The sequence below is a fragment of the Eggerthella hominis genome (assembly GCF_014287365.1).
In the GTDB taxonomy this organism is placed as follows: Bacteria; Actinomycetota; Coriobacteriia; order Coriobacteriales; family Eggerthellaceae; genus Eggerthella; species Eggerthella guodeyinii.
Genome location: NZ_JACOOA010000003.1, coordinates 263,348 through 284,857, shown reverse-complemented (window position 1 = coordinate 284,857; position 21,510 = coordinate 263,348). Strand labels below are relative to the sequence as shown.

Below are 21,510 nucleotides of genomic sequence, written 5' to 3'. Positions count from 1 at the left end.
GCGCGAGGCAATATTTTGCCTGTATTGCGACCGTTTGTCAAATGGCAATTGCTCCCGATTTGAAAAATGCACACGAACGGGACTTACAGCTCGCCTTCGTCGTCGAGAAACATGGCGTCGGCCTCGGCGGCGGAGACGTGCTTGAGGATGTCCCCCGGCTGGCATTTGAGCACTTCGCACAGCATGTCGAGCGTGCTGAAGCGGACGGCTCTGATTTTGCCGGTTTTAATACGAGAGAGATTTACGTTGGTGATCCCCACTTTGTCGGCAAGGTCATTCAACGAGATATGCCTATCCGCCATGACCTCGTCGAGATGAAGAACGATTGGCATCGAGCCCACCTACAGCGTATCGTCCGAGAATTCTTGCAGGAGAACGCCGTATTTGAATACGAAAGAGAAAGCGAATACGACGCCTGCCGCGACAATCGGGAAAAGATTTAAGGTAGGTGCCCCGTTCAAAGATGACCCCATCCAACCCTGTTGGGTTAGCGATGCCGTGCAAGTCATCACAAACTCTAATAGCGCATAACCCAATAAGGCTGCCGCCACAAGCCTCAATCTACCCACTTGCAGCATCGTAAAGGGAGATCGTCCCTTTGATGCCTCTTGAAAAATCTTGATCAGGGTTACGCAAACTATGGCCATCGCCACGCCCGAAACAGCGTATATAGCCAAAGATAAACCCGTCACAGGATTATCAAACAGTTCCGGATTTAGTAGCGTATACGCCATCACACAAGAAGACACGAACCACCAAACACAGAGGAATACAAAGACGACAATCATTGCAAATCTTATTAATCGACATATCTTTTGAGTTTTTACGAGCAAGCGTCCTGTCTCTTCTGCATCCGCATCAAGCATTCACATCTCCATCTCTTAGCAAGCGCTTTACTAGTCAAAACCATAGTATCGCAAAGACCTCTTTCATTAGCTAATGAAAGAGGTCTTTGCTGAGCACAGAGACAAAGTCTCAGTTTGTCTAGAATCCTACCGCAAAACAAGAACCATTTATGCCGATAGGATAGCAGATAGAGTACGTTTCCGCTTCGCTATAGAACAGCATTCTTTCACCTCCTTTGCTTTAGGGATTCGGACATGGCTTTTCCCAGGACGTCGTAGAATTCCTGGGTCATCAGGCAGTAGGAGTCTTTCGCCTCCAGGGTGCCTGATTCGAACAGCGAGCGGGCTCGGCAGCCTCCCCCGCAGATTCGCAGGTAACGGCACGTTCCGCAGTCCTCGAACCGCGCGGCGTCGAGCGCCTGGAACATGCGGGACACGTCGGTTTGCAGCGCATCGAGCACAGAGCCCGCGAACGCGTTGCCCATGGCGAGCTCGGGGCGATGCAGCATGTGGCACGGGTAGACGGTGCCGTCGGCGTCCACGCTGAGCGACTTGCAGCCGGCACCGCAGTTGCGCTTCACCGTGAGGTTCACGCCCACGGGCGCGTCCATCGCGGGAAGGGGCTTGCCGTTGTCGAGCGTCAGCAGCGCGCGACCGAGCATGCGCAGCTCGGACTCGCCGGGCAGCAGGCCGCCCAGCACCTCGTCGTTCGGCTCGCACGTGAGCAGGCTGAAGTTGAGCGATGCGCCCAAATCGCGGGAAAGCTGCACGTAGGAAGCCAGATCGTCCACGTTCTTCGCATGCACCGTGGGGATGATATGCGCGGGGATGCCGGCGCGCTGCACCATGCGCACGGCTTCCACCAGCTCGTCGAAGCGCTGCTCGCTGCGAATGTACGCCGGCGCGGCGGCCGAGCAGCCGTCGAACGACACCGACACGCAGTCGACGTTCGGCGCCAGGCGCTCAAGTGCCTCCTCGGTCATACGCGTGCCGTTCGACAGCACGGTGACCGAGCCGATGCCGCAGGCGCGCTTCGCATGCTCCACGATGTCGGGGAGGTCGTCGCGCAGGAACGGCTCGCCGCCCGAGATGATCAGCTGCGACAATCCGGCGGCGGCAAGCCCTTCCACCGCGCGCTTCATGTCGGACAGGGGCGCGTCGGCCAAGCGGTTGCGGTGCTCGTCGAGCGAGTAGCAGCCCGCGCACGTGAGGTTGCAGCGCTGCGTGACGTGCAGGTACGCCGAAACCGCGCGCGGCTCGGCCATGACGCGCTGGAAGAAGCCGCCGCGCGTCAGGTGCTCGAGCAGCGCAGGATCCACCGCGACCACCTCGTCCTCGGGAACGTCCTCCTCAAGCATGCGCGCGCAAACCGCGCCACCCTGCTCGGTCAGGCCGATCGCGTAGCCCGTATCGAGGCAGCCCACCATCGGGATTCCCGCGAAGTCGAACAGAACTACCTCTTCGGTGAATCTCATACCAGCTCCTCGTCGTGTGATCGCGCCGCCCCCGGACATGCATGGTAGGGGCCGTTCCTCCCCCGTACACCAAGGAATACTATCATTCAATCAAACCTCGCTGCTAGGGGGCTTTTCAAATACCACAGCACCCCATCATGTAATGTGGCCGTTACATTTCGCGTATTAGCGGTCGATCTGGGCATTCAGTCGGCGTAAAACGTCGAAGCCGTCACCACAGATTTAACGTTTTATGATAAATTGTCTGTCGTGACGATTACTGCACAACCACGATCCTTCGCCGAAAGAGCCGCAGTCATGAATATCAGCCAATTGGAATATTTCGTGACCACCGTGCAATACGGAAGCTTCTCCATGGCTGCGAAGGAGCTGTTCGTCACGCCCCAGGCCGTCTCGAAATCGGTAGGCGACTTGGAGCGGGAGCTGCACGTGCACCTGTGCGAGAAATCGGGGCGCAGCGTGAAGCCGACCGACTTCGGCCGCATGTTCGCAGCACGCGCATCGGAAGCGTTGTCGTGCCTGCTGGACCTGGAAACGCTTGCGCGCCATCAGGAGCGCGTCGAAGCCGACGAGGGCCGCATCTCGCTGGCCGTGGCGTGCTCGCCCTGCCGCGGCAACGTCATTCACGCCCACAACTTCGCGGCGTTCGCGAAAGCGCATCCGCGTATCGAGCTTTCCACGACCTACCACTCCAGCGGCGCCTGCCTCGGCGCGCTCGAAGAGGGCGTGGTGGACGCCGCCGTCATCGTGGGACGCACCGGCAAGCCGGGCCTCTCGTGCGTCAAGCTGCTGGCGTTCCCGCTGCACGTGGCCGTGACGGAGAGCCATCCGCTGGCCGCCGCGACGTCCATCCGCATCGCCGACCTCGAGGGAACGCCCCTCGCCGCGCCGGAAGACCTGCGCTACTGCCGCAACTTCATCGCCGACCACCTGCGCGCGCGGAACGTGGAGCCGCACTTCGTCCCCCTCGAGCCGTTCGTGGACCGCAACCGGCATTTCCTCGAAAACGAGCGCGGCGCCCTGTTCGTGGCGCCCGACGTCGGCCTCGGCACGCTGTACCCCTCGGCCGTCGTGCGGCCTCTGCACGCGGAGGACCAGATGACCGTCCCGCTATGCCTCGCCTACGCGGACGCCGCCGAGAACCCGGTGCTGCCGCACCTTGAACGATACCTCCTTGCAACCGCAGCGCGCATACGCCGCGACCTACGGTGAACGCAAGAAACGAGAACACGAGCGAACCATCGGACTTGAAAGGGATGACGTTGATGAACACTCCCGCGGATCGTGAATTGAACAAACGCCTCATCGATATCTCCAAGGCTCTCAGCTCCCTCATATGCGGGGCTTCCACCAGCGACGACGTCGTCTACATCCGCGACGAGGCGCTCCATGCCGTGGCGGAGCAGTCCGAGATGGCTCGGCTGAGGCTCTCGCGCGCCGCATCGGGAAAGTAGCATCGAACGGAGGAAGGCCGACGCCCCCGAACGGGCGCCGGCCTTCCTGATTGAGAACGAAACGGGAAACGCGGGCCGACCGTCGTCGGTTACGCTCGCTACGCGTTCGCCACCGCCGAGGCGCCGGCGATGCGGCCGAACACGATGAGGTCGGTGAACGAGTTGCCGCCCAGACGGTTGCCGCCCTGCACGCCGCCCGTCACCTCGCCCGCCGCGAACAGGTTGGGGATGGGCTCGCCGGCTTCGGTGCACACCTGCGCGTCGGTGGTGATGCACAGACCGCCCATCGTGTAGTGGATCGTGGGGATGCGCTTCGAGGCGTAGTACGCCGGGTCGGACAGCTCGGTGCCGAGCAGCTCCTTGCCGGGCGCGATCTGCGTGTCGGCGCCGGCGCGCACGCAGACGTTGTAGCCGTCCACGGTCTCGGCCAGGGCATCGGCCGGCACGCCGATCTGGTTCGCGAGATCCTTGATGTCGTCGGCCTTGAAGCTGTGGCCCTTCTCCACGAGCTCGGCGATCTGGTCGGCACGGTCGGACGCGATGTCGGTGGAGTCGACGAGCAGCCACATCTCGTCGTTCGGCTGCTCGAGGATGGCGTCGGCGATGGTGTCGCGGCGCTCGTCCTCGCGGATGAAGCGCTTGCCGTCGTCGTTGACCATGACGTAGTCCTCCACGCCCAGCCAGTTGCCCACGAACGTGGCCACGCCGCCGTTCTGCGGATCGCCCAGAGGGTGGATCTGCACGAGCTCCATGTTGCGCAGGCCGGCGCCCACGCCTTCGCCGAGGCCCAGGCCGTCGCCCGTGGACGAGCACACGTTGGACGAGGGCATGTCCTTCGTCACGCGCTTGTCGTACTCCATGGCCAGCTCGGCGTTGCGGGAATAGCCGCCCGTCGCCAGCACCACCGACTTCGCGCGCACGGTGACCGTCGCGCCGCTCGAGGGGCGCGTGCCGGTGACGCCCGTCACTTCGCCGCCCTCCTCCGTGAGCTGCTCCACCTTCGCATCGGTGTACAGCGTGACCTTGCCGCTCTTGTCGGCACAGTCCTTCAGGCACGACACGTAGTAGCTGCCGCCCTGGTCGCCCTTGTTCTCCACCTCGACAGCGTGACCGCGCTGCCACAGGCCGCCGATGGCCGTGAACGGCTCCTTCTCGTACACGAGGCCGTGATCTTCCATCCAGTGCACGGCGTCGAGCGCGTTGTCGGCGAGGATGCGCACGAGCGCGGGGTCGCCCAGCTCGTCGCCGCCCTCGAACGTTTGCTGGTAGAAGAAATCGGCCGAGTCCTCGATGCCGAGGGGCTCCTGACGCTCGGGGTCGGGCGCGTTGAGCGTGCCCTCGCCGGCGTTCGTGTTGCCGCCGTAGATGTCCATCTTCTCGAGCATGACCACCGTCTTGCCGGCCTCGGCCGCGGTGACGGCCGCCGCGAACGCCGCGCCGCCGGAACCGACGATGCAGACGTCGCAGTCCTCGTCGATGGCGGGCGCAGGCTCGAGCCCCGTGTCGGCTTTCTTGAGAGCCTTCACGTCGCCGCCCGCCTGGTCGACGCACTCGGCCACGGCCGTGGCGAAGGCCATGGACGACAGCGACGCGCCCGTGACGGTGTCGAAGTTGAGGCTTTGGGACTGGAGGTACTTGTCCTTGAGGATGTTGATGGCGGCGTCGCCGATGTTGCGGCTTTCCTCGTGCTCGACGTCGATGGCGTCCATGGCGTCGTCGGTGAACGTGACCTTCACGTTGATGGCGCCGTTGCGGCCCTCGGCGCTGGCCTCGTACGTGCCGGCCCGGTAGGCCTGCGCGCCGGCGCCGCCGTTCGCGTCGGCCTTCGGCGAGCAGCCGGCGAGGCCGAGCATGGCCAGCGCCATGGTGGCGGCGCTGCCGCAGATGAACTGGCGGCGGTTCAGTTGGAAGCGCGTGCGCACGTTCGCCTCGATGCGGCTCATGGCTTCCTCCATGCGGGCACGGGCGGCGATTTCGTTCGGATTCTGGATCATGGCTCCTCCTTGGTTCGATTCTGTTCCCTCACCTGTTCGGCGCGGCCCCTTGCCGGGCCGTCCGCCGAATCGCAATCGGCTGGCGGGCGGGGAGATCAGGGAGGGGATGCTCGCCGGCCGATTGCGATGGATCCATGATGCGGCGGAGGCGGGCGGCGGAACAGTACACGGACCGGGTGTTTTCGCAGGTTGCCCCATGACACGAACCGGGTGATATACTGTTCGGCATGGAATATCACGACGCATACGACCCCGTTCCGCTCGAGGACGTGCACGAGACGCACGGGCCCAACGACGCGGGCATGATGACGCATCAGTTCTACGCGTTCAACACGGTCATCACCTTGCAGGCCTACGCCGACGCCGCGCGGTGCGCGCCCGCGTTCGATGCGGCGCGCACCGCGAGCCGCGCGTTCGAGCGCCGGCTGTCGCGCACGCTGCCGCACTCCGACATCTCGCGGCTGAACGCGGCCTCGGGCGAGCGCGTGGCCGTCCACGACGACACCGCGGAGCTGCTGCGCGCCGCCGTCGGGTACTGCGCCGACAGCGAGGGGCTGTTCGACGTCACGGTGGGCTCGGTGGTGCGGCTGTGGAACTTCCACGAGGGCGTCGTGCCCGACCGCGCCGACGTGGAGCGGGCGCTGGCGCACGTGGATTGGAAGGCGCTGCGCGTGAGCGAGGCCGGGGAACGCGGCGGATCGTGGGCGCAGCTGGCCGACCCGCAAGCGGCCGTGGACGTGGGCGGCATCGCGAAGGGGTGGATCGCCGACCAGCTGGCCGCGCTGCTGGCGCAGCACGGGCTGGACGCGTTCGTGGTGAACCTGGGCGGCAACGTGATGGCGCACGGTCAGAAGCCCGACGGCAGCCCGTGGCGCGTGGGGTTGCAGGATCCGCGCGACAAGAACGCCATCGTGGGCGCCGTGGTCGTGCGCGACGCCTCGGCCGTGACGAGCGGCGTGTACGAGCGCTGCTTCGAGCGCGACGGCGCGTTCTACCACCACATCCTCGACCCGAAGACGGGTTTCCCCGCGACGACGGACGCCGCGGGAGCCACCGTGGTGGCCCGCCGCTCGATCGACGCCGAGGGCTTCTCGACGACCCTGCTGGCGCTGGGAATCGAACGCGGCATGGCGTTCGCCCGCGCGCACGAGGCGATCCTGGGCGCGTGGTTCGTGGACCGGGACGGGACGGTGCACGAGGCGTAGGCGCTGCCCGCCCTACCCGCGCGCGATCAGGTCCAGGATCTCCTGCTTCGAGTGGACGTCGAGCTTGGCGTAGAGGTGCTTCGAATGGGAGCGCACGGTGTTCTCGCTGATGAACAAGCTTTCCGCAATGTAGCTCTTCGAGCGGCCCTTGCACAGCAGCTGCAGCACCTCCACCTCGCGCGCGGTGAGGCCGCGCTCGGCGCCCAGGCGCTCGCAGCCCTCGTCGATATGCGCGAACATCGATTGCTCGGGGGTGGGTCCCTCGAGGTCGGCGAAGATGCGGCGCTGCGAGAAGTTCCCCTCGTTGAGCGCGAACACGGCCGCGATGGTCAGCAGGTACGCCAGCACCTGCAGCACCATGGCGCCCACGCCGTGCACGCCCTCCAGCTTGCCGGCCACCTCGCCCAGGGCGAACGGCAGCGAGTAGGCGATCCATCCCGAGCCGAAGATGACGTAGGGCGACGTGCGCGAGTGGTGCGCCACGTCGGCCAGCATCGTCCAGAACAGCATGACCACGAGCGTCTGCGCGATGGAGATGAGCACGAGCGCCCAGCCCGCCCACGCCGATCCGATGACGGGCAGGGAGAACAGCCCCGTGGCCGTGAACAGCAGGATCGCCCGCCACAGGCTGGAGAACCGCAGCAGGCCGCCCTTCGAGAACACCCACCACAGCACGCACAGCGCCACGACGATCTCGGCCCCGTGGTGCGCGGACGTCATCATCCAGAACGGCGTGTGGTCGGCCTCGATGGGCATACCCTGGATCACGCCGATGATCAGGCTGTACGCGGCAACGCCGAACATGATCTTCCACGGGATGGACGTGGGGTTCTCGTCGTAGAACAGCCGCGGCGCGCGCTCCACCGGCGGCTGCTTGCGCTGCGCGCGACGCGCCAGCGCGGCCGAGGCGAAGGGCAGCGCCATGAGCACGACGGCAGCCGGAACGGGCGGCAGCAGGTCGATGGGCACCTTGAGCGCGGAGCCCACGGCCATGGCGCAGAAGATGCAGGCGATGGCATCGCGGATCGCGAGCTTCGCGTAGAACGGCGCCCATTGCAGGTACAGCCACGCCACGCCGATGCCCGCAGCGATCGCGGCCACCGTGGCGCTGGCGGCTCCCGTGACGGGAAGCGGCACCACGAGCAGCAAGGTGGCCGCCGCCTGCAGCGCGGCCAGCGGCCAGTCCAGCTTGGGCGCGATGCTGCTGGCCTTCCCCTTCCAGGCGAGCAGCATCACCACCAGCATGAACGCCGACAGCGCGATGTAGAGGGGGATGCCGGTGACCACGCCGCCGAAGTCGAGGCCCGCGCGATGCGCCACGCAGTAGATCCACACGTGCGGCGCGCAGATGCCCAGGTACGACACGTCGAAATGCCGCAGCACGTACGGCAAGCGCACGCCTTCCTTCGCCTGGTCTTGCGCCACGATCCCCTCCTCCTGCGTCGATGCCGATTCCGGCTCGGCTTCATCCCGCTATTCTATACGCTGACCTCGCCGCGCGGCAGAGGAACTCTCCCTAGAATGCAAAAACGGGTGCCGCAACCGCGACACCCGTGCCTTTGCCGGAACCAGCCCTGAGCCGTTAGGACAGGACCTTCTCCTCTTCCTGCTCGTCCACGCTTTCCGCCGCGGGAACGCCCTCGGCAGACTCGGGCACGAACGGCTCGAACAGCGGCTCGCCGTTCTGGGAAAGCTCCACCATGCCCGTCAGCACGTCGACGTACTGGTAGGACTGGCGGGAGGTGCGGCCGCGCTTGCGGTCCACCTCGAGGATGAACAGCTGCGGGTGCACCTGCATGAGAACGCCTTCGCTCTCGACGATTTTCGAACGACCCATGTTGGCCCGAACTTTCAGGCGTTGACCGACGAAGTCATGTAACGTATCATGAATGGAGTCGACGATTTTGGCTTGTTTCGCTAAATCCATGCTCACTCTTTCTCGCGTATGCCAGTGTGCAGAAATGACAGCCTAAAATTATACCATCTAAGTCAATACTCTACAGAATCTGCACGGATTGTCCCCAAATCCATAACAATTGACTTGTCTTCCAAACAGGTATCCGCAGGTGGGATACGTGCCTGCCCCAATCCTAAAACACCAGTTGAAGCTTAGTGTTTTGGTCCCCTTCGCCCGGTGGGCAACCTATACTCTTCCCATCGCGGATACCGCCACAAAGGGGACACCATGGCTCGATCGACCGACAAGAAGCAGCGCGAACCGCTGTCTTCGTACAGCATCCTGTTCATCATCATCTTCGCGGTGGCCATCATCACGGTCATCTGCTCGTTCTTCACGCCGAGCATCAGCGCGGCGACGCTGCCCGAGGTGCTCGACTCGTCGGTGGAGGGCCTCATCGACGCGGCGGAAATCTCGTTCTTCCTGCTTATCCTGGGCGGCTGCCTGGGCATCGTCACGAAGATCGGCGCGCTCGACGCGGGCATCACCGCGCTCGTGCGCAAGATGAAGGGTCACGAGCTGCTGCTCATCCCCATCATCATGGCCATCTTCGCGCTGCTGGGCAGCTCGTACGGCTTCTGCGAAGAGGCGGTGCCGTTCTACGCGCTGCTGTCGCTGACCATGGTGGCGGCCGGCTTCGACACCATGGTGGCCTCGGCCACGGTGCTGCTGGGCGCGGGCGTGGGCTGCCTCGGCGCGACGGTGGACCCCTTCGCGAACGGCGTGGCCATCGACACGCTGCGGCAAGCGGGCATCGAGGTGAACACGGGCAACACCATCATCCTCGGCCTCATCCTGCTGGCGGTGTCGTACGCCATCGCGGTGTTCTTCGTCATGCGCTACGCGCGCAAGGTGAAGGCCGACAAGGGCTCCACCATCCTTTCGCTGCAGGAGCAGAAGGCCATGGAGCAGGCGTTCGGCACCGAGGCGCAGGAAGGGGCCGAAGCGCAGGAGGACGCGAGCACGCCGGCCATGACGCGCGTGCAGGCTATCGCGCTCGCGCTGTTCGGGCTGGCGTTCCTCGTGATGATCGTCGGCTTCATCCCCTGGCAGAACTTCGGCGTTGACCTGTTCACGCTGGGCGGCGTGTACGACGAGGCGGCCGGCGCGTGGACGGTGCTGCCGTGGAGCGCGTGGATCACGGGCGCGCCGCTGGGCGAATGGTACTTCAAGGACGCGTCGGTGTGGTTCCTCATCATGTCCATCGTCATCGGCGTGGTGGCGCGCATGTCCGAGAGCAAGCTGGTGAACACGTGGATCGACGGCGCGGCCGACATGGTGGGCGTCGCGCTCGTCGTGGGCCTCGCGCGCGCCATCGCCATCCTCATGGAGTCGACGCACCTCGACGTGGTCATCCTCGACAACGTGTCGCAGGTGCTGCAAGGCGCCGGTGCCGCCGTGTTCGCGCCCGTCAGCTTCCTCATCTTCCTGGGACTGTCGTTCATCATCACGTCGTCGTCGGCGTTGGCCACGCTGTCGATGCCCATCATGGGCTCGCTGGCCTCGTCGCTGTCGTTCTCGCCCGACGTGGTGGTCATGCTGTTCGTGGCCGCCAACGGCCTGGCGAACCTGTTCAGCCCCACCGCCGCGTTCCTGCCCGGCCTCATGATGGCGAAGGTGGAGTACCCCACGTGGTTGAAATGGGCCGCCGTGCCCATCGTGGTCATCGGGCTGGCCAGCGTGGTCATCCTCACGATCGCGATGATGCTGCTGTAGGGCCAGGGCCGCCGGGGCCTGCCGCCCGCGGAGGGGCCTCGGGCGTCGTCGTGCACGCATGCTAGAATGAGCTCACGACGACGCGCGAAAGGACAAGCCCGTGAGCTCGAAGGAGCACAAGCAAAAGAAAGCAGCGAAGAAGAAGGCGAAAGCGGCGAAGGCCACGGCCGCCGTCGCGCTGGAAGGCTGCGTGTGCCCGTGCTGCAAGAAGCACTGCCCCCTCGCGAAGCCCAAGTGCGGCAAAGGCAAGGCCGTCCGCGCGAAGAAGCTCGGCGGCGCGAAGTAGCGCTTGCTTAGGCGTACGCGAACTTCGGCTCGATGCTTGTCCTGATGAGGTCGATGCGGTCTTTGGGGCGGGGTTTGAACAGCGAGGCGATGGCCACGACGAGGCCTTTCTCACGGTTGAAGTAGATGCAGTTGCCGCCGTCGCCGAGGGCCGCGCAGGCGCCCTCGCCGGCATCGACGATCCACCACAGGTAGCCGTAGCCCTGGTCGATCTTCTTCCAGCGCGCGTGTTCGCGCAGGCATTCGTCGAGCCACGCCCGGGACACCAGCTGGCGACCGCCCCAGGTGCCGCCGTCGAGGCACAGCTTGCCGATCTTCGCCATGTCGCGCGGCGTGAGCGTGAGGCCCCAGCCCGCGGTGTTCACGCCCTGCGGGTCGGACACCCAGCCGCTAACGCCCTTCGCCTTGTTGAACGCGAGCTGGTCTTCCTTGCTCTCGAACGCGATGCTTCCCGCGACGTCGATGCCGAGGGGGCCGAAGAGGTGCTCCCGCGCGAAGGCGAGCACCGGCCGGCCCGTCGCCCGCGCGAGGACGCCCGTGAGGATGTCCGGGCCGATGAGCGGCGCGTAGCGGAACTCCCCCACCCGTCCCTTGCCGCCCAGCAGGTCGAGCGACGCGCGCACCCAGTCGTCGCTGGCGAAGTACTTCGCGTAGGGGGCGAAGCGATACTTGTACGGCGCGGTCATGGTGAGCATGTCGCGCAGGGTGATGCGTTGGATGGTGCGCTCGCCGCGCTTGACCGCGTAGTCCGGGAAGAAGTCGAGCACGCGCTGGTCGACGCTTTCGAGGAGGCCTTGGTCCAGCGCGATGCCGAACAGCAGCGCGACCACGCTTTTCGTGACCGAGTACCCGTGGATGGCCGTGGTTTCGTCGCATCCGTTGTCGTACGCCTCGTGCACCATCGCACCGTTTTTCAGCACGACGATGCCGGCTATGTTGTCGTCTAGCTTGTTGTCCATCGGAGTCCCTTTCGCTTGAGTTTCCCCAGCTTAAGGGCATTAAAAATGGATTGCAACCAGAAAGGATCCGCGAATGGCGCACTGAATTGCAGGGCGATGTGCAGAAAAATCGGGTTTTTGGCAATCCTCTTCGGGTTTCGGCACCGCGAAACGAACCTCGTCCCGAAGAAACCCCCGGTCATGATTCTTCCAGCACGGTCGCCGAGCCCTCAGCGACCGGAGAAATTGCCAAAAACCCGATTTTTCAGCACATCGAGGCGCGATTTCGCGCACAGGGTCAGGCTGGCGTGCCGAGCTGCTGGTAGGCGCGGCCCAAGCGGACGAACGCGGGGAGGTCGAGGGTCTCGCCGCGAAGCCTGGGATCGACGCCGGCGCGCTCGAACAGCTGCGGGAGCTCGGCGATGACGGCGGCCCCCTGCGGGCCGCGACCGGCGAAGTAGGTTTTGCAGGAGTTCGACAGCGTTTTGCGGCGCGTGGCGAACGCGGCCTCGGCCATGGTGCAGGCGGCGGCGATGGCGTCCGCGTCGAGCTGCGCGCCGTCGTCGTCGAAGACCGGGCGGCGGTCAAGGCGCAGCACGGCGCTCTCGACGCGCGGCGGCGGGAAGAAGTTGCCCGGCCCCACGCCGAAGCGCCCCGCGGGCTCGGCGTGCAGGCGCAGCTTCACCGTGTAGGCGCCGTAGTTCTTCGTGCCCGGGACGGCGGCCATGCGGTCGGCCACCTCCTTCTGCACCATGACGGTGGCGCTGTCGAGCGACGCGAACTGCTCGAAGTAGTCGAGCACCACGGTGGCGGCCACCGCGTAGGGCAGGTTCGCCACGAACTTGTCGGGCAACGTGCCCGACGGGGCGCCGGCCTCGCGCAGGTCGTCCATCGTCAAATCGAGCGCGTCTTTGCTGATCAGGGCAAACCGCTCGGACCAGGGCGCGAGCGTCTCGGCCAGCACGGCGGGCAGGTCGGGGTCGCGCTCAACCGACAGCACGCGCCCGGCGTTCTTCAGAAGCGCGATGGTGAGCGTGCCGATGCCCGGCCCCACCTCCAGCACGTAGTTGTCGGGCGCGAGGTCGGCCAGCGCGACGATCTTCTGCAGGATGGCGTCGTTGATGAGGAAGTTCTGGCCGAGCGAGTACTTGGTGGACAGGCCGTGCGCCTCCAGGACGGCGCGCGTCTCCGACACGCTGGCCAACGGCGAGAGCTTCGTCATCGGGCCTGCCCCGCCCCGAGCGGGAACGTGCCCTCGGGGCCCGTGCACGTGTACGCCGAAGCGGGGTGCACGCGGCCGCCCTCGAACACGTCGGCGCCCGAGGGAAGCGCACCGTCGGCGCTGACGAGGCCCACCCAGTCGTGCACGGATTCCAGCGCGAAGCCCGCCACGGCCAGCGCCGAGCGCACCTCGCCCACGAGCGGGCCGAACCCGTGCGGGTCGCCCCCCTCGCCCACCACGTACAGGCTGGCCGGACGCTTCGGCTTGGCGCGCCAGTTGGCGTAGAAGTACGGCTGCAGACGATCGAGAAACGCCTTGAGCTGGGACGGAGCGCCCGCGAAGTACACGGGCGACACGACCACGAGCTCGTCGCAGGCGTTCAGCTGCTCGCGCACGCGCAGCATGTCGTCGGAGATGATGCAGTACAGCTCGTTGCGGCCCTTGTTGCTGGCGCACGTCTCGCATCCCGTGCAGGGGGAGATGCGCACGTCCGCAAGCGACACGAGCTCCACGCGGTCGTCGGGGGCAGCCTCCTCGAACGCGAAGCGGACGGCCTCCGCAACGCCCGCGCTGCGCCCCCGTGCCCGGGGGGACCCGCTGATGATGAGTCGCTTCACAAGCGTCACGCTCCTTCGTTCTTCTGCCAGGCGGTCGCCGGGCGATCCAGCAGTTCGCGCGCGTTGGCCATGAGCTGGGCGAGGAACTCCTCGCGCTGCGCTCCGGGCGCCCGTCCGCACGCCTCGGCCAGCCGCTCCGCCGTGAACAGCACGTGATCGGGCAGGCAGGTCATGCCGCGCATGGGCTCGGGCGTCATGTACGGCGCATCGGTTTCGGTGAGCAGGCGGTCCGCCGGCACGCGGGCCGCGGCCTCGCGCGTGTCGTCCGCGTTCTTGAACGTGAGCGCGCCGCCGAACGCCACGTAGCACCCTTCCTCCACCCACGGCTCGAGCGTGGCCCAGTCCAGGTTGAAGCAGTGCAGCAGCGTGCCCGCCTCGGGAAAGCCCTCCTCGCGCATGATGGCCAGCGCCTCGTCGTGCGCCTCGCGCAGGTGCAGCGCGATGGGCAGCCCCGCCTCCTTCGCCAGGCGGATCTGGCGGCGGAAGGCCGCGCGCTGGTCGTCGCGCGGCGAGAAGTCGTAGTGGTAGTCGAGGCCGATCTCCCCGAGCGCCGCCACGCGCGGGTCCTTGAGCCGGCGACGCAGCTCGGCCTCGAGGCCGTCGTCGTAGAACTTCGCGTTATGCGGATGGCAGCCGACGGCGATGCGGACCCGCGGCACGCGCGGGAACGGGTCGCTTCACGTCCAGCCGACGAAGCGCTTGGCCGCGGCGGCGGCCTCGAACCGCCACGAGTTCAGGCGGTCGAACGTGGTGGAGCCGTCCTCGAACACGTCCACGATGGTGCAGACGAACTCCACCTGGTGCGCCGCGCAGCGCGCGAGCGCGTAGGATGGGTCGGGCAGCAGCTGCACGTGCGTATGCGTGTCCGCCACCGGCCCTTCGAGCTGCGGGGCGTCGACCACGCGGTACGTGCCGTGCTTGCGCTTCTGGCGGAACAGCGGGTCGTCGAAGACGGGCTCCGCGTGCTGTTCGTCGGTCATGGTCGCGTCCTTTCTACATCGCGGGCCAAGCAAAGGCGGTTCCGCCGGCCGGCAGGCCGGCGGACCAAGGCTATTCCATCGACAAATCGATGGCGTCCATGTCCAGGCGCGGGAACAGGGGGTCGCCGATCTCCACCGGGTTGCCGGCGGGCAGCTGGCCCCAGGCCGTGGCCGCCTCGACGTCCGTGACGGCCGCCACGTCGCCCAGCGACAGGCGACGGAACACCTCGGCCGACGTGTTCGGCATGAGCGGCGCCATGTACAGCGCGATGATGCGGATGGCCTCGAGCGCGTTGTAGATGACCTCGGCCAGCTCGGCCGCGGTCTCCTCGCTCTTCGCGAGGTTCCACGGCGCGCTCTCCTCCACGTACAGGTTCACGCGGCCGGCCAGCTTCTGCACCGCGGCGGCGGCACGGGTGAAGTCGGCGGCGCCCAGGGCGGCGTCGTATTCGGCGTACAGCTCGTCGGAGATCGCGCGCAGCGGGTTCTCCTTCGCCAGCACCTCGGCGGGCACCTCCGGCACAGCCGAGTCGAAGTACTTCTTCGTCATGTTGAACACGCGGCTGCACAGGTTGCCCCAGGTGTTCGCCAGATCGGCGTTGTACACCTGCACCATGCGCTCCATGGAGATGGAGCCGTCGGAGCCGAACTGCACGTCGCTCATGAAGTAGTAGCGGTACGCGTCCACGCCGAACACCTTGCACAGGTCGGCCGGCTTGAGGGCGTTGCCCTTCGACTTCGACATCTTCTCGCCCTTGGTGAGCAGGAAGCCGTGGCCGAACACCGTGTGGGTGATGGGCAGCCCGGCCGCCATGAGCATGGCCGGCCAGATGACGCAGTGGAAGCGCGTGATGTCCTTGCCCACGAAGTGGTACTGCATGGGCCAACGGCGGTCGAACTCGCCGGCGCGCGCGCCCTCGTCGCCGTAGCCGATGCCGGTGAGGTACGCCAGCAACGCGTCGGCCCACACGTAGGCCACGTGGCCCTCGTCGAACGGCAGCGGAACGCCCCAGTCGAACGTGGAACGGCTGATGGAGAGGTCCTTCAGGCCGCTCTTCACGAACGACACGATCTCGTTCTTGCGCGTCTCGGGACGGATGAAGTCGGGGTTCTCCTCGTAGAACTCCAGCAGCTTGTCGCCGAACTCGGACAGCTTGAAGAACCAGTTCTCCTCGCCGCCCGCCTTCTGCACGGGGCGCTTGCAGTCGGGGCACACGAGCTGCCCCTCGTCGTTCTTCTCGAGGTCGCTCTCGACGTAGTACGTCTCCTCGTGCACGCAGTACCAGCCCTCGTAGCTGCCCTTGTAGCACCAGCCCTTGTCGTAGAGCTCCTGCCAGAACTTCTGCACCGTAACGGCGTGGCGCGGCTCGGTGGTGCGCACGAAGTCGGTGTACGTGATGCCCAGCATGTCCCACGCGTCGCGGAACGCGGGCTCCATGGAATCGCACCAGTCCTGCGGGGTCATGCCCTTGGCGGCGGCCGTGTCGGCCACCTTCTGGCCATGCTCGTCCATGCCCGTGACGAACGCGACGTCGTAGCCGTTCATGCGCTGGTAGCGCGCCACGGTGTCGGCCGCGATGGTGGTGTACGCCGTGCCAAGGTGCGGGGCCGCGTTGACGTAGTAGATGGGGGTGGTGAACGAGTAGGTTCCCTTTGACATGGTGTTTCCTCACATCTCGGGGCCGCGCGGCGCATGATGCCTCGTCGGCCGGTTTTCGGGCGTTGCCGCTCATGATGCGGCGTGCCGGGACAAAACCCACCAGCCGACGTTCGGCATCGGTTGGTGGCAACTGGCTATTCTAGCACGAGCCGCCCTTCTCCCAAGCGTCCGCGCAGATCGCGCGCGAATGTTTCACGCGGGGGCGCCCATTCCTTACCGCACAGCGTTCCGAACCTTAAGAAATGCTTACAGCACGCTTAAGTTTCACTTGCGTTGTGTGAGGATCGGTCACCAAGGCGGCACGGCACCGTATACTGGCTGCAACGAAGGTTACCCGACCGCCGGCGTCCGACGGCACCCGAAGGCGAAGGAGGAGACGATGCAGACGAACCCCGTGCGACGCTTCGCATCGGTGCTCGGCTCCCTGCTTGGATGCTTCCTCCTCATCGCCCTGTTCATGGTGCAGCTGCGCTACCTGGGCTACGAGTCGGGCCTCGTCCCCGTCGCGCATGCCGACGCGAGCGCCGAGGTCGCGTACGTCTCGCCGACGCCGCGCAGCACCGTCACCGCCGAATACTGCAGCGGGGTGGTGGCCGCCCTCGACCCGGCCAACCCGTCCGGGCGCACGTCCACGCAGATGACGTTCGACGACTCCTGGTTCTTCCGCGACGCCCGCACCTACCAGCACGACCTGGCCACAGCCTGCTCGGTGCTGGCGGCGGTGTGCAATTCCGAATCGCAGTACTACGACGGCGTGGCCGGATCGGTGCCCTACGTCGAGCGGACGCTGGGTGCGCTGGGGTTCCACGACGTGCGCACCGAGTCGTACGCGATGCGCAGCAGCATCCTCGACGAGGTGAGCTCGCTGCTGATGGGGTCGAGCGACGTGGCCGCGTACACGCTGGCCAGCAAGACCATCGCCGCAGAGCAGGACGGGCAGCCCGTCACGCTGCTGTTCGTGGGCATCCGCGGCACGTACGGCGCGGAGTGGCTCAGCAACTTCAACTTCCTCGGGCAAAGCGCGGGCGAAGCAGACCATCGCGGGTTCAAGGCCGCCGAGGAAGAGGTTGAGGAAGCGGTGCGCTCCTACGCGCACGAGCTGGGCCTCGACCCGGCCCACACGCGCATCCTCATCACGGGGCACAGCCGCGGCGGGGCCATCGCGAACCTGCTGGCCGCCGACCTCGACGCGCCCGAAGACGACGTCTCGGCGCTGGCGCCCTCGTCGGGCATCTACGCTTACACGTTCGCCGCCCCGTGCGCCACGCGCGCGGCCGACCGGCACGACGAGGCGTTCGGCAACATCTTCAACGTGGTGAACGAGGCGGACATCGTCACGCAGCTGCCGCTATCCTCCTGGGGATTCGGGCGCTACGGCTCCAAGATCACCCTGCCGAGCACCGCGAGCGACGATTTCGACGACTCGTACGCCGTCGTGCAGACCGCCTACGAGCGCAACACCGGCTACGCACTGGGATGCGACGAGGACGCGCTGAGCGCGCTGAGCGCGTTCGGCTCCACGGCGTCCAACCACGTGCCCACCCTCGACGTGCTGGCCAGCCCGCTGGGCATCATGGGCGCCGTGCGGTCGTTCATCGGCCTCGACCTGTCGGCCGTGCTCACCGCCCACTACCCCGACACGTACATCGCCTGGATGCAGGCCGGTTCCGCGCACGCCGAAGCCGCCTGACGCGCGGTTGCGAGGCGGGGGGGGCGGGAGTGCGTCGACGCTGGCGCCGCCGTCGACGATCCGTAGATTGCGCTGCGGGGGCGTATGCGATACCGTAGGCTGCGAGGTGATACGCATGCAAACCGACCGACGCAAGGAATTGCGAGACGCATACAAGAGCCGCCGCCCCGACATGGGCGTGGTGGAGCTGCGCTGCATCGCCACGGGCGAGCGCTTTCTGGGCACCACCCGCGATGCGGCCAAGGAGCGCAACAGCCTGCGAGCCAAGCTGGACGGGGGCAGACACCCGAACCGCCCGCTGCAGCAGCTGTGGAACGAGCACGGCGAAGACGGCTTCGCGTTCGCCGTGGTGGACACGCTCGAGTACGATGACCCCGCAGACGTGGAAGCCGACGACCTCGAGGTGCTGCGCGAGCTGCTGCTGGCCGCAGACCCCGCCGCCCGCAAGATCTGGAAGTGAGCCGCGGGCGGGCCTACTCGAAGTAGAACAGGTCCTCGAACTTCTTGTCGAGCGCGATGCACAGGACGAGAGCCAGCTTCGCCGTGGGGTTGAACAGCCCCGTCTCGATGGACGAGATGGTCTGGCGCGACACGCCCACGAGCCGCGCGAGCTCGAGCTGCGACAGCCCCGCCTCGGCGCGCGCCGCTTTCAACCGGTTGCAGAGTTCGAGCTCGCCGTCGTTGTCGTGCACATCGTCGAACCCGAGGGACGGTAGTTTGATCATCAGGCAACCCTACATCGTGGCGAGAACGTGGTGGACGATCATGCCGAGGACTGCAAGCGTCACCAGGATGCCCACCCCGAGGGCGGTTTTGTAGCGGAACTGGTAATACTGATAGAAGTTCATGGCCGCTATGCCCGACATGACGATGGCGAACGACACGTCCGTGCTCTGACCGTGAAGGGAATCCCACACGAACAGCGGCGCCCACACCACCAGCATCACCGTGACCATGACGTAGCTTGCACGCCACTGCATCAGCTTGAACCGTTCGTCGACGTCTCCATTGTCCCGCCGGCTCTTCTCGAGGATCTCGTCTTTATCCATGCCGCACCTCCCCGCCGCGCCGCCTTCGCCTCCGAATGTTTCAATGTTTCACGTGAAACATTCGTTCGCTCATTCTGCCAAGTTTTCTTATCACAGTGACAAGTATACTTGACACGATGGGAAAACGCAAGCCAGACGTTGTGCATCCGGAACCCTGCGCGGAACCGCAAGCGCGGTTCTTTTGCTACCATATCCGTCATGGAAACGAACGAACCCACATCCCCGGCCGAGGCCGTGCCGCGTCGCAAGCCGCGCAAGCTCGTCGTCGTGCTGGCGGCCCTCGCCATCCTGCTGTGCGTGCTGGCGGCCGCGTTCTTCGCGTACGCGAGCGACTCGTACCACGACCTCGACGCGAACCACCGCAACCTCGTGTCCACCGAGGCGCTGCCCGTCCAACAGGGAACCAACTACCTGGCGTTCGGCGACCCCGACGCGGAGGTCGGCCTCGTGTTCTACCCCGGCGCGAAGGTGGAGTACAGCGCATACGCGCCGCTCATGCGCGACCTGGCCGATCGCGGCTACCTGGCCGTGGTGGTGCAGATGCCGTTCAACTTCGCCTTCTTCGACATCAACGCCGCCGACCGGGTGCGCGCGGACTTCCCCGCCGTGGACGCGTGGTGGGTGGGCGGCCATTCGCTCGGCGGCTCGATGGCGGCGCAGTACGCGGCCGACCATGCCGACGACGGCGCGCTCGACGGCCTCGTGCTGCTGGGTTCCTATTCTGCCAGCGACCTGTCGGACACCGACTTGGGCGTCATCTCGCTCTACGGCTCGAACGACCAGGTGCTCAACCGCACCAAGCTCGAGGACAACGCCGACCTGCTGCCCGAGGGGGCCGAAACCGTGGAGATCGAAGGCGGCAACCATGCGAGCTTCGGCACCTATGGCCCGCAAAGCGGCGACGGCGAGGCCACCATCACCCCCGCCGACCAGCAAACCCAAACCGCCGACGCCATCGACGCCTACATCGAAACCGCCCGCTCCTAGCCCTTCGCGCGTCCCTTCCGCGGCAGGAACGCCATGCCGGCAACGAAACCCACCGCGATGAGGGCCGCCTGCACTTCGAAGCTCACACCGAAGCCGAAGGCGTCCACGCCCAGCTCGTTGGCCGACGTCCAGGCCATGACGGCGATGAGCGCCGACGACGAGAGCGCGCCGAAGATCTGGCGGAACGACGTGATGATGGCCGTGCCCTGCGCGATGTCCTCGAGAGGCAGCGCCGCGCACGCGTGGGCGGTCATCGGCATCATGAGGCACGCGACGCCCACGGTGCGCACGCCGTACAGCACGGTCACCGCCCACTCGGGCGTGCTCGCGTCGCAAGCCGCGAACGCCAGCGTGCCCGCCGCGAGAACGATGCTCCCCACCACGATGAGGGGCCGCGCGCCATGGCGGTCGAGCAGCCGCCCCGTCACCGGGTTCAAGAACCCCAGCAGCACCGCGCCCGGCAGGATGGTCAGCCCCGACACCGTGGCGCTGCCGCCTTGCACGTCCTGCACGAACAGCGGCACCATGATGGATCCGGCCATGAACGCCATCTGCGACACCATCACGAGCATCGTCGACACGGCGAACGTGCGGTTGCGGAAGCACGAGAGCTTGAGCAGCGGATGCTCGATGCGCAGCTGGCGGCGAGCGAACGCGAAGAGCGCCCCGGCCCCGCCCGCGAGCGCCGCCAGCGACACGGGGTCGAAAGCGCCGTCGGACTCCATCACCGTCGTCCCCAGCATGATGGCGCAGAAGCCCACCGTGTACAGCAGGCCCGACGGCACGTCGAAGCGCTCGCGCGGCCCTTCGCGCTTCACCGCGTCGGTGAGCACGAAGAACGAGAGCGCCACGACGACCACCGTCACGGCGCCCAGCACCACGAACACCGACCGCCATCCCCAGAAGTCGATGAGGAAACCCGACACGGTGGGGCCGATGGCGGGCGCGAAGCCGATGATGAGGCCCACGAGGCCCATCGCGCGACCGTACTCGCTTTTCGGATACACCGACAGAGCCACCACCTGGATGAGCGGCAGCGCGATGCCCGCGCCGCCGGCTTGCAGCAGGCGCGAGATCAGCAGCAGCGGGTAGTTCGGCGCCACGAGCGCGGCCGCACAACCCGCGACGAAGCACACCATGGATGCAATGAACAAGTTCTTCGAGTTGACGCGATGGACGAGGTACGCCGTCATGGCCGAGATGAGCCCGAGCGTGAAGATGTAGGACGTGGTGAGCAACTGGCCGAGCGAGGCGTTCACGCCGTACTCGTGCATGATGGTGGGCAGCGCGGCGATCATCATGCTCTGCGAGATGCACGCGGCGGTGGTGCCGGCCATCATGACCGCGAGCACCACGGTGCGCTGCCGTTTCGGCAGCCCGTCGACCTCCCGATCTGTTGGGTTCGTTCGCTCCATACCCCCATGATAGCAGCGCGT

The 21,510-nt window shown here is 66.1% G+C and carries 23 protein-coding genes; 8 read left to right on the top strand and 15 right to left on the bottom strand.

The annotated features are described in order from the left end of the window. Positions 1-83 precede the first annotated feature (83 nt). The 3 genes from H8S61_RS08750 to H8S61_RS08740 all read right to left on the bottom strand — a co-directional run bounded on the left by H8S61_RS08750 (position 84) and on the right by H8S61_RS08740 (position 2,320). A complete protein-coding gene (locus tag H8S61_RS08750; protein ID WP_186938717.1) occupies positions 84-332 on the bottom strand; it encodes a helix-turn-helix domain-containing protein in 249 nt (82 codons plus the stop codon). A gap of 9 nt (positions 333-341) precedes the next feature. Continuing rightward, the gene (locus H8S61_RS08745; protein ID WP_186938716.1) at positions 342-866 is read right to left on the bottom strand and encodes a hypothetical protein; all 525 of its coding nucleotides are present in this window, start codon (positions 864-866) and stop codon (positions 342-344) included. 206 nt (positions 867-1,072) lie between these two features. After that, positions 1,073-2,320: a radical SAM/SPASM domain-containing protein gene (locus H8S61_RS08740; RefSeq protein WP_186938715.1), complete on the bottom strand. Its 1,248-nt coding sequence runs from the start codon at positions 2,318-2,320 to the stop codon at positions 1,073-1,075. A gap of 297 nt (positions 2,321-2,617) precedes the next feature. On the opposite strand from H8S61_RS08740, the gene H8S61_RS08735 reads away from it, so the two are divergent. Both H8S61_RS08735 and H8S61_RS08730 read left to right on the top strand, forming a co-directional pair. Next, a complete protein-coding gene (locus H8S61_RS08735; RefSeq protein WP_160941266.1) occupies positions 2,618-3,532 on the top strand; it encodes a LysR family transcriptional regulator in 915 nt (304 codons plus the stop codon). Positions 3,533-3,585: 53 nt separating this feature from the next. Further along, positions 3,586-3,774 (top strand): phenylalanyl-tRNA synthetase subunit alpha, encoded by a 189-nt coding sequence (locus tag H8S61_RS08730; RefSeq protein ID WP_154332987.1) that lies wholly within the window; start codon positions 3,586-3,588, stop codon positions 3,772-3,774. A 98-nt stretch (positions 3,775-3,872) separates the two neighbouring features. Here H8S61_RS08730 and H8S61_RS08725 read toward each other — a convergent pair whose 3' ends face one another. Next, positions 3,873-5,768: a flavocytochrome c gene (locus H8S61_RS08725; protein WP_186938714.1), complete on the bottom strand. Its 1,896-nt coding sequence runs from the start codon at positions 5,766-5,768 to the stop codon at positions 3,873-3,875. A gap of 227 nt (positions 5,769-5,995) precedes the next feature. On the opposite strand from H8S61_RS08725, the gene H8S61_RS08720 reads away from it, so the two are divergent. Next, positions 5,996-6,973, top strand: coding sequence for an FAD:protein FMN transferase (locus H8S61_RS08720; protein WP_186938713.1), 978 nt, complete (start codon positions 5,996-5,998; stop codon positions 6,971-6,973). Positions 6,974-6,985: 12 nt separating this feature from the next. Here H8S61_RS08720 and H8S61_RS08715 read toward each other — a convergent pair whose 3' ends face one another. Both H8S61_RS08715 and H8S61_RS08710 read right to left on the bottom strand, forming a co-directional pair. Next, on the bottom strand, positions 6,986-8,398 hold the full coding sequence (locus H8S61_RS08715; RefSeq protein ID WP_186938712.1) for a response regulator transcription factor: 1,413 nt from the start codon (positions 8,396-8,398) through the stop codon (positions 6,986-6,988). Positions 8,399-8,555: 157 nt separating this feature from the next. Continuing rightward, positions 8,556-8,900: a Veg family protein gene (locus H8S61_RS08710; protein WP_154332984.1), complete on the bottom strand. Its 345-nt coding sequence runs from the start codon at positions 8,898-8,900 to the stop codon at positions 8,556-8,558. Between the two features lie 258 nt (positions 8,901-9,158). Here H8S61_RS08710 and H8S61_RS08705 point away from each other — a divergent pair, with 258 nt between their 5' ends. Both H8S61_RS08705 and H8S61_RS08700 read left to right on the top strand, forming a co-directional pair. Beyond that, a complete protein-coding gene (locus H8S61_RS08705) occupies positions 9,159-10,646 on the top strand; it encodes a YfcC family protein (RefSeq protein ID WP_154332983.1) in 1,488 nt (495 codons plus the stop codon). Between the two features lie 100 nt (positions 10,647-10,746). Next, positions 10,747-10,932, top strand: coding sequence for a hypothetical protein (locus H8S61_RS08700; RefSeq protein ID WP_160941271.1), 186 nt, complete (start codon positions 10,747-10,749; stop codon positions 10,930-10,932). 7 nt (positions 10,933-10,939) lie between these two features. Here the strand turns inward: H8S61_RS08700 and H8S61_RS08695 are convergent, their stop codons facing one another. The 6 genes from H8S61_RS08695 to metG all read right to left on the bottom strand — a co-directional run bounded on the left by H8S61_RS08695 (position 10,940) and on the right by metG (position 16,348). Further along, a complete protein-coding gene (locus tag H8S61_RS08695) occupies positions 10,940-11,890 on the bottom strand; it encodes a serine hydrolase domain-containing protein (RefSeq protein WP_186938711.1) in 951 nt (316 codons plus the stop codon). 277 nt (positions 11,891-12,167) lie between these two features. After that, the gene (gene rsmA / locus H8S61_RS08690) at positions 12,168-13,091 is read right to left on the bottom strand and encodes a 16S rRNA (adenine(1518)-N(6)/adenine(1519)-N(6))-dimethyltransferase RsmA (protein WP_186938710.1); all 924 of its coding nucleotides are present in this window, start codon (positions 13,089-13,091) and stop codon (positions 12,168-12,170) included. Further along, positions 13,088-13,708 (bottom strand): flavodoxin family protein, encoded by a 621-nt coding sequence (locus H8S61_RS08685; RefSeq protein WP_186938709.1) that lies wholly within the window; start codon positions 13,706-13,708, stop codon positions 13,088-13,090. The genes rsmA and H8S61_RS08685 overlap by 4 nt, the downstream gene beginning before the upstream one ends. A gap of 5 nt (positions 13,709-13,713) precedes the next feature. Continuing rightward, a complete protein-coding gene (locus H8S61_RS08680) occupies positions 13,714-14,367 on the bottom strand; it encodes a TatD family hydrolase (protein WP_186938708.1) in 654 nt (217 codons plus the stop codon). Positions 14,368-14,385: 18 nt separating this feature from the next. Continuing rightward, positions 14,386-14,688 (bottom strand): nitrate ABC transporter substrate-binding protein, encoded by a 303-nt coding sequence (locus H8S61_RS08675; protein ID WP_160941276.1) that lies wholly within the window; start codon positions 14,686-14,688, stop codon positions 14,386-14,388. Positions 14,689-14,758: 70 nt separating this feature from the next. Further along, positions 14,759-16,348, bottom strand: a complete 1,590-nt coding sequence (gene metG, locus H8S61_RS08670) for a methionine--tRNA ligase (RefSeq protein WP_186938707.1) — start codon at positions 16,346-16,348, stop codon at positions 14,759-14,761. Positions 16,349-16,727: 379 nt separating this feature from the next. Here metG and H8S61_RS08665 point away from each other — a divergent pair, with 379 nt between their 5' ends. Both H8S61_RS08665 and H8S61_RS08660 read left to right on the top strand, forming a co-directional pair. Beyond that, positions 16,728-18,038, top strand: a complete 1,311-nt coding sequence (locus tag H8S61_RS08665; protein WP_186938706.1) for a lipase family protein — start codon at positions 16,728-16,730, stop codon at positions 18,036-18,038. A gap of 115 nt (positions 18,039-18,153) precedes the next feature. Continuing rightward, positions 18,154-18,498, top strand: coding sequence for a GIY-YIG nuclease family protein (locus tag H8S61_RS08660; RefSeq protein WP_186938705.1), 345 nt, complete (start codon positions 18,154-18,156; stop codon positions 18,496-18,498). A gap of 13 nt (positions 18,499-18,511) precedes the next feature. Here H8S61_RS08660 and H8S61_RS08655 read toward each other — a convergent pair whose 3' ends face one another. Further along, positions 18,512-18,763, bottom strand: coding sequence for a helix-turn-helix transcriptional regulator (locus H8S61_RS08655; protein ID WP_114544954.1), 252 nt, complete (start codon positions 18,761-18,763; stop codon positions 18,512-18,514). A gap of 9 nt (positions 18,764-18,772) precedes the next feature. Next, positions 18,773-19,087, bottom strand: coding sequence for a DUF6442 family protein (locus H8S61_RS08650; RefSeq protein WP_160941280.1), 315 nt, complete (start codon positions 19,085-19,087; stop codon positions 18,773-18,775). Between the two features lie 198 nt (positions 19,088-19,285). Between H8S61_RS08650 and H8S61_RS08645 the strand changes: the two genes are divergently transcribed. Next, a complete protein-coding gene (locus H8S61_RS08645) occupies positions 19,286-20,074 on the top strand; it encodes an alpha/beta hydrolase (RefSeq protein ID WP_186938704.1) in 789 nt (262 codons plus the stop codon). On the opposite strand, the gene H8S61_RS08640 is transcribed toward H8S61_RS08645, so the two are convergent. After that, positions 20,071-21,489 carry a DHA2 family efflux MFS transporter permease subunit gene (locus tag H8S61_RS08640; protein WP_186938703.1) on the bottom strand — a complete coding sequence of 473 codons (1,419 nt, stop codon included), beginning with the start codon at positions 21,487-21,489 and terminating at the stop codon, positions 20,071-20,073. The genes H8S61_RS08645 and H8S61_RS08640 overlap by 4 nt on opposite strands. Between the last annotated feature and the right edge of the window lie 21 nt (positions 21,490-21,510).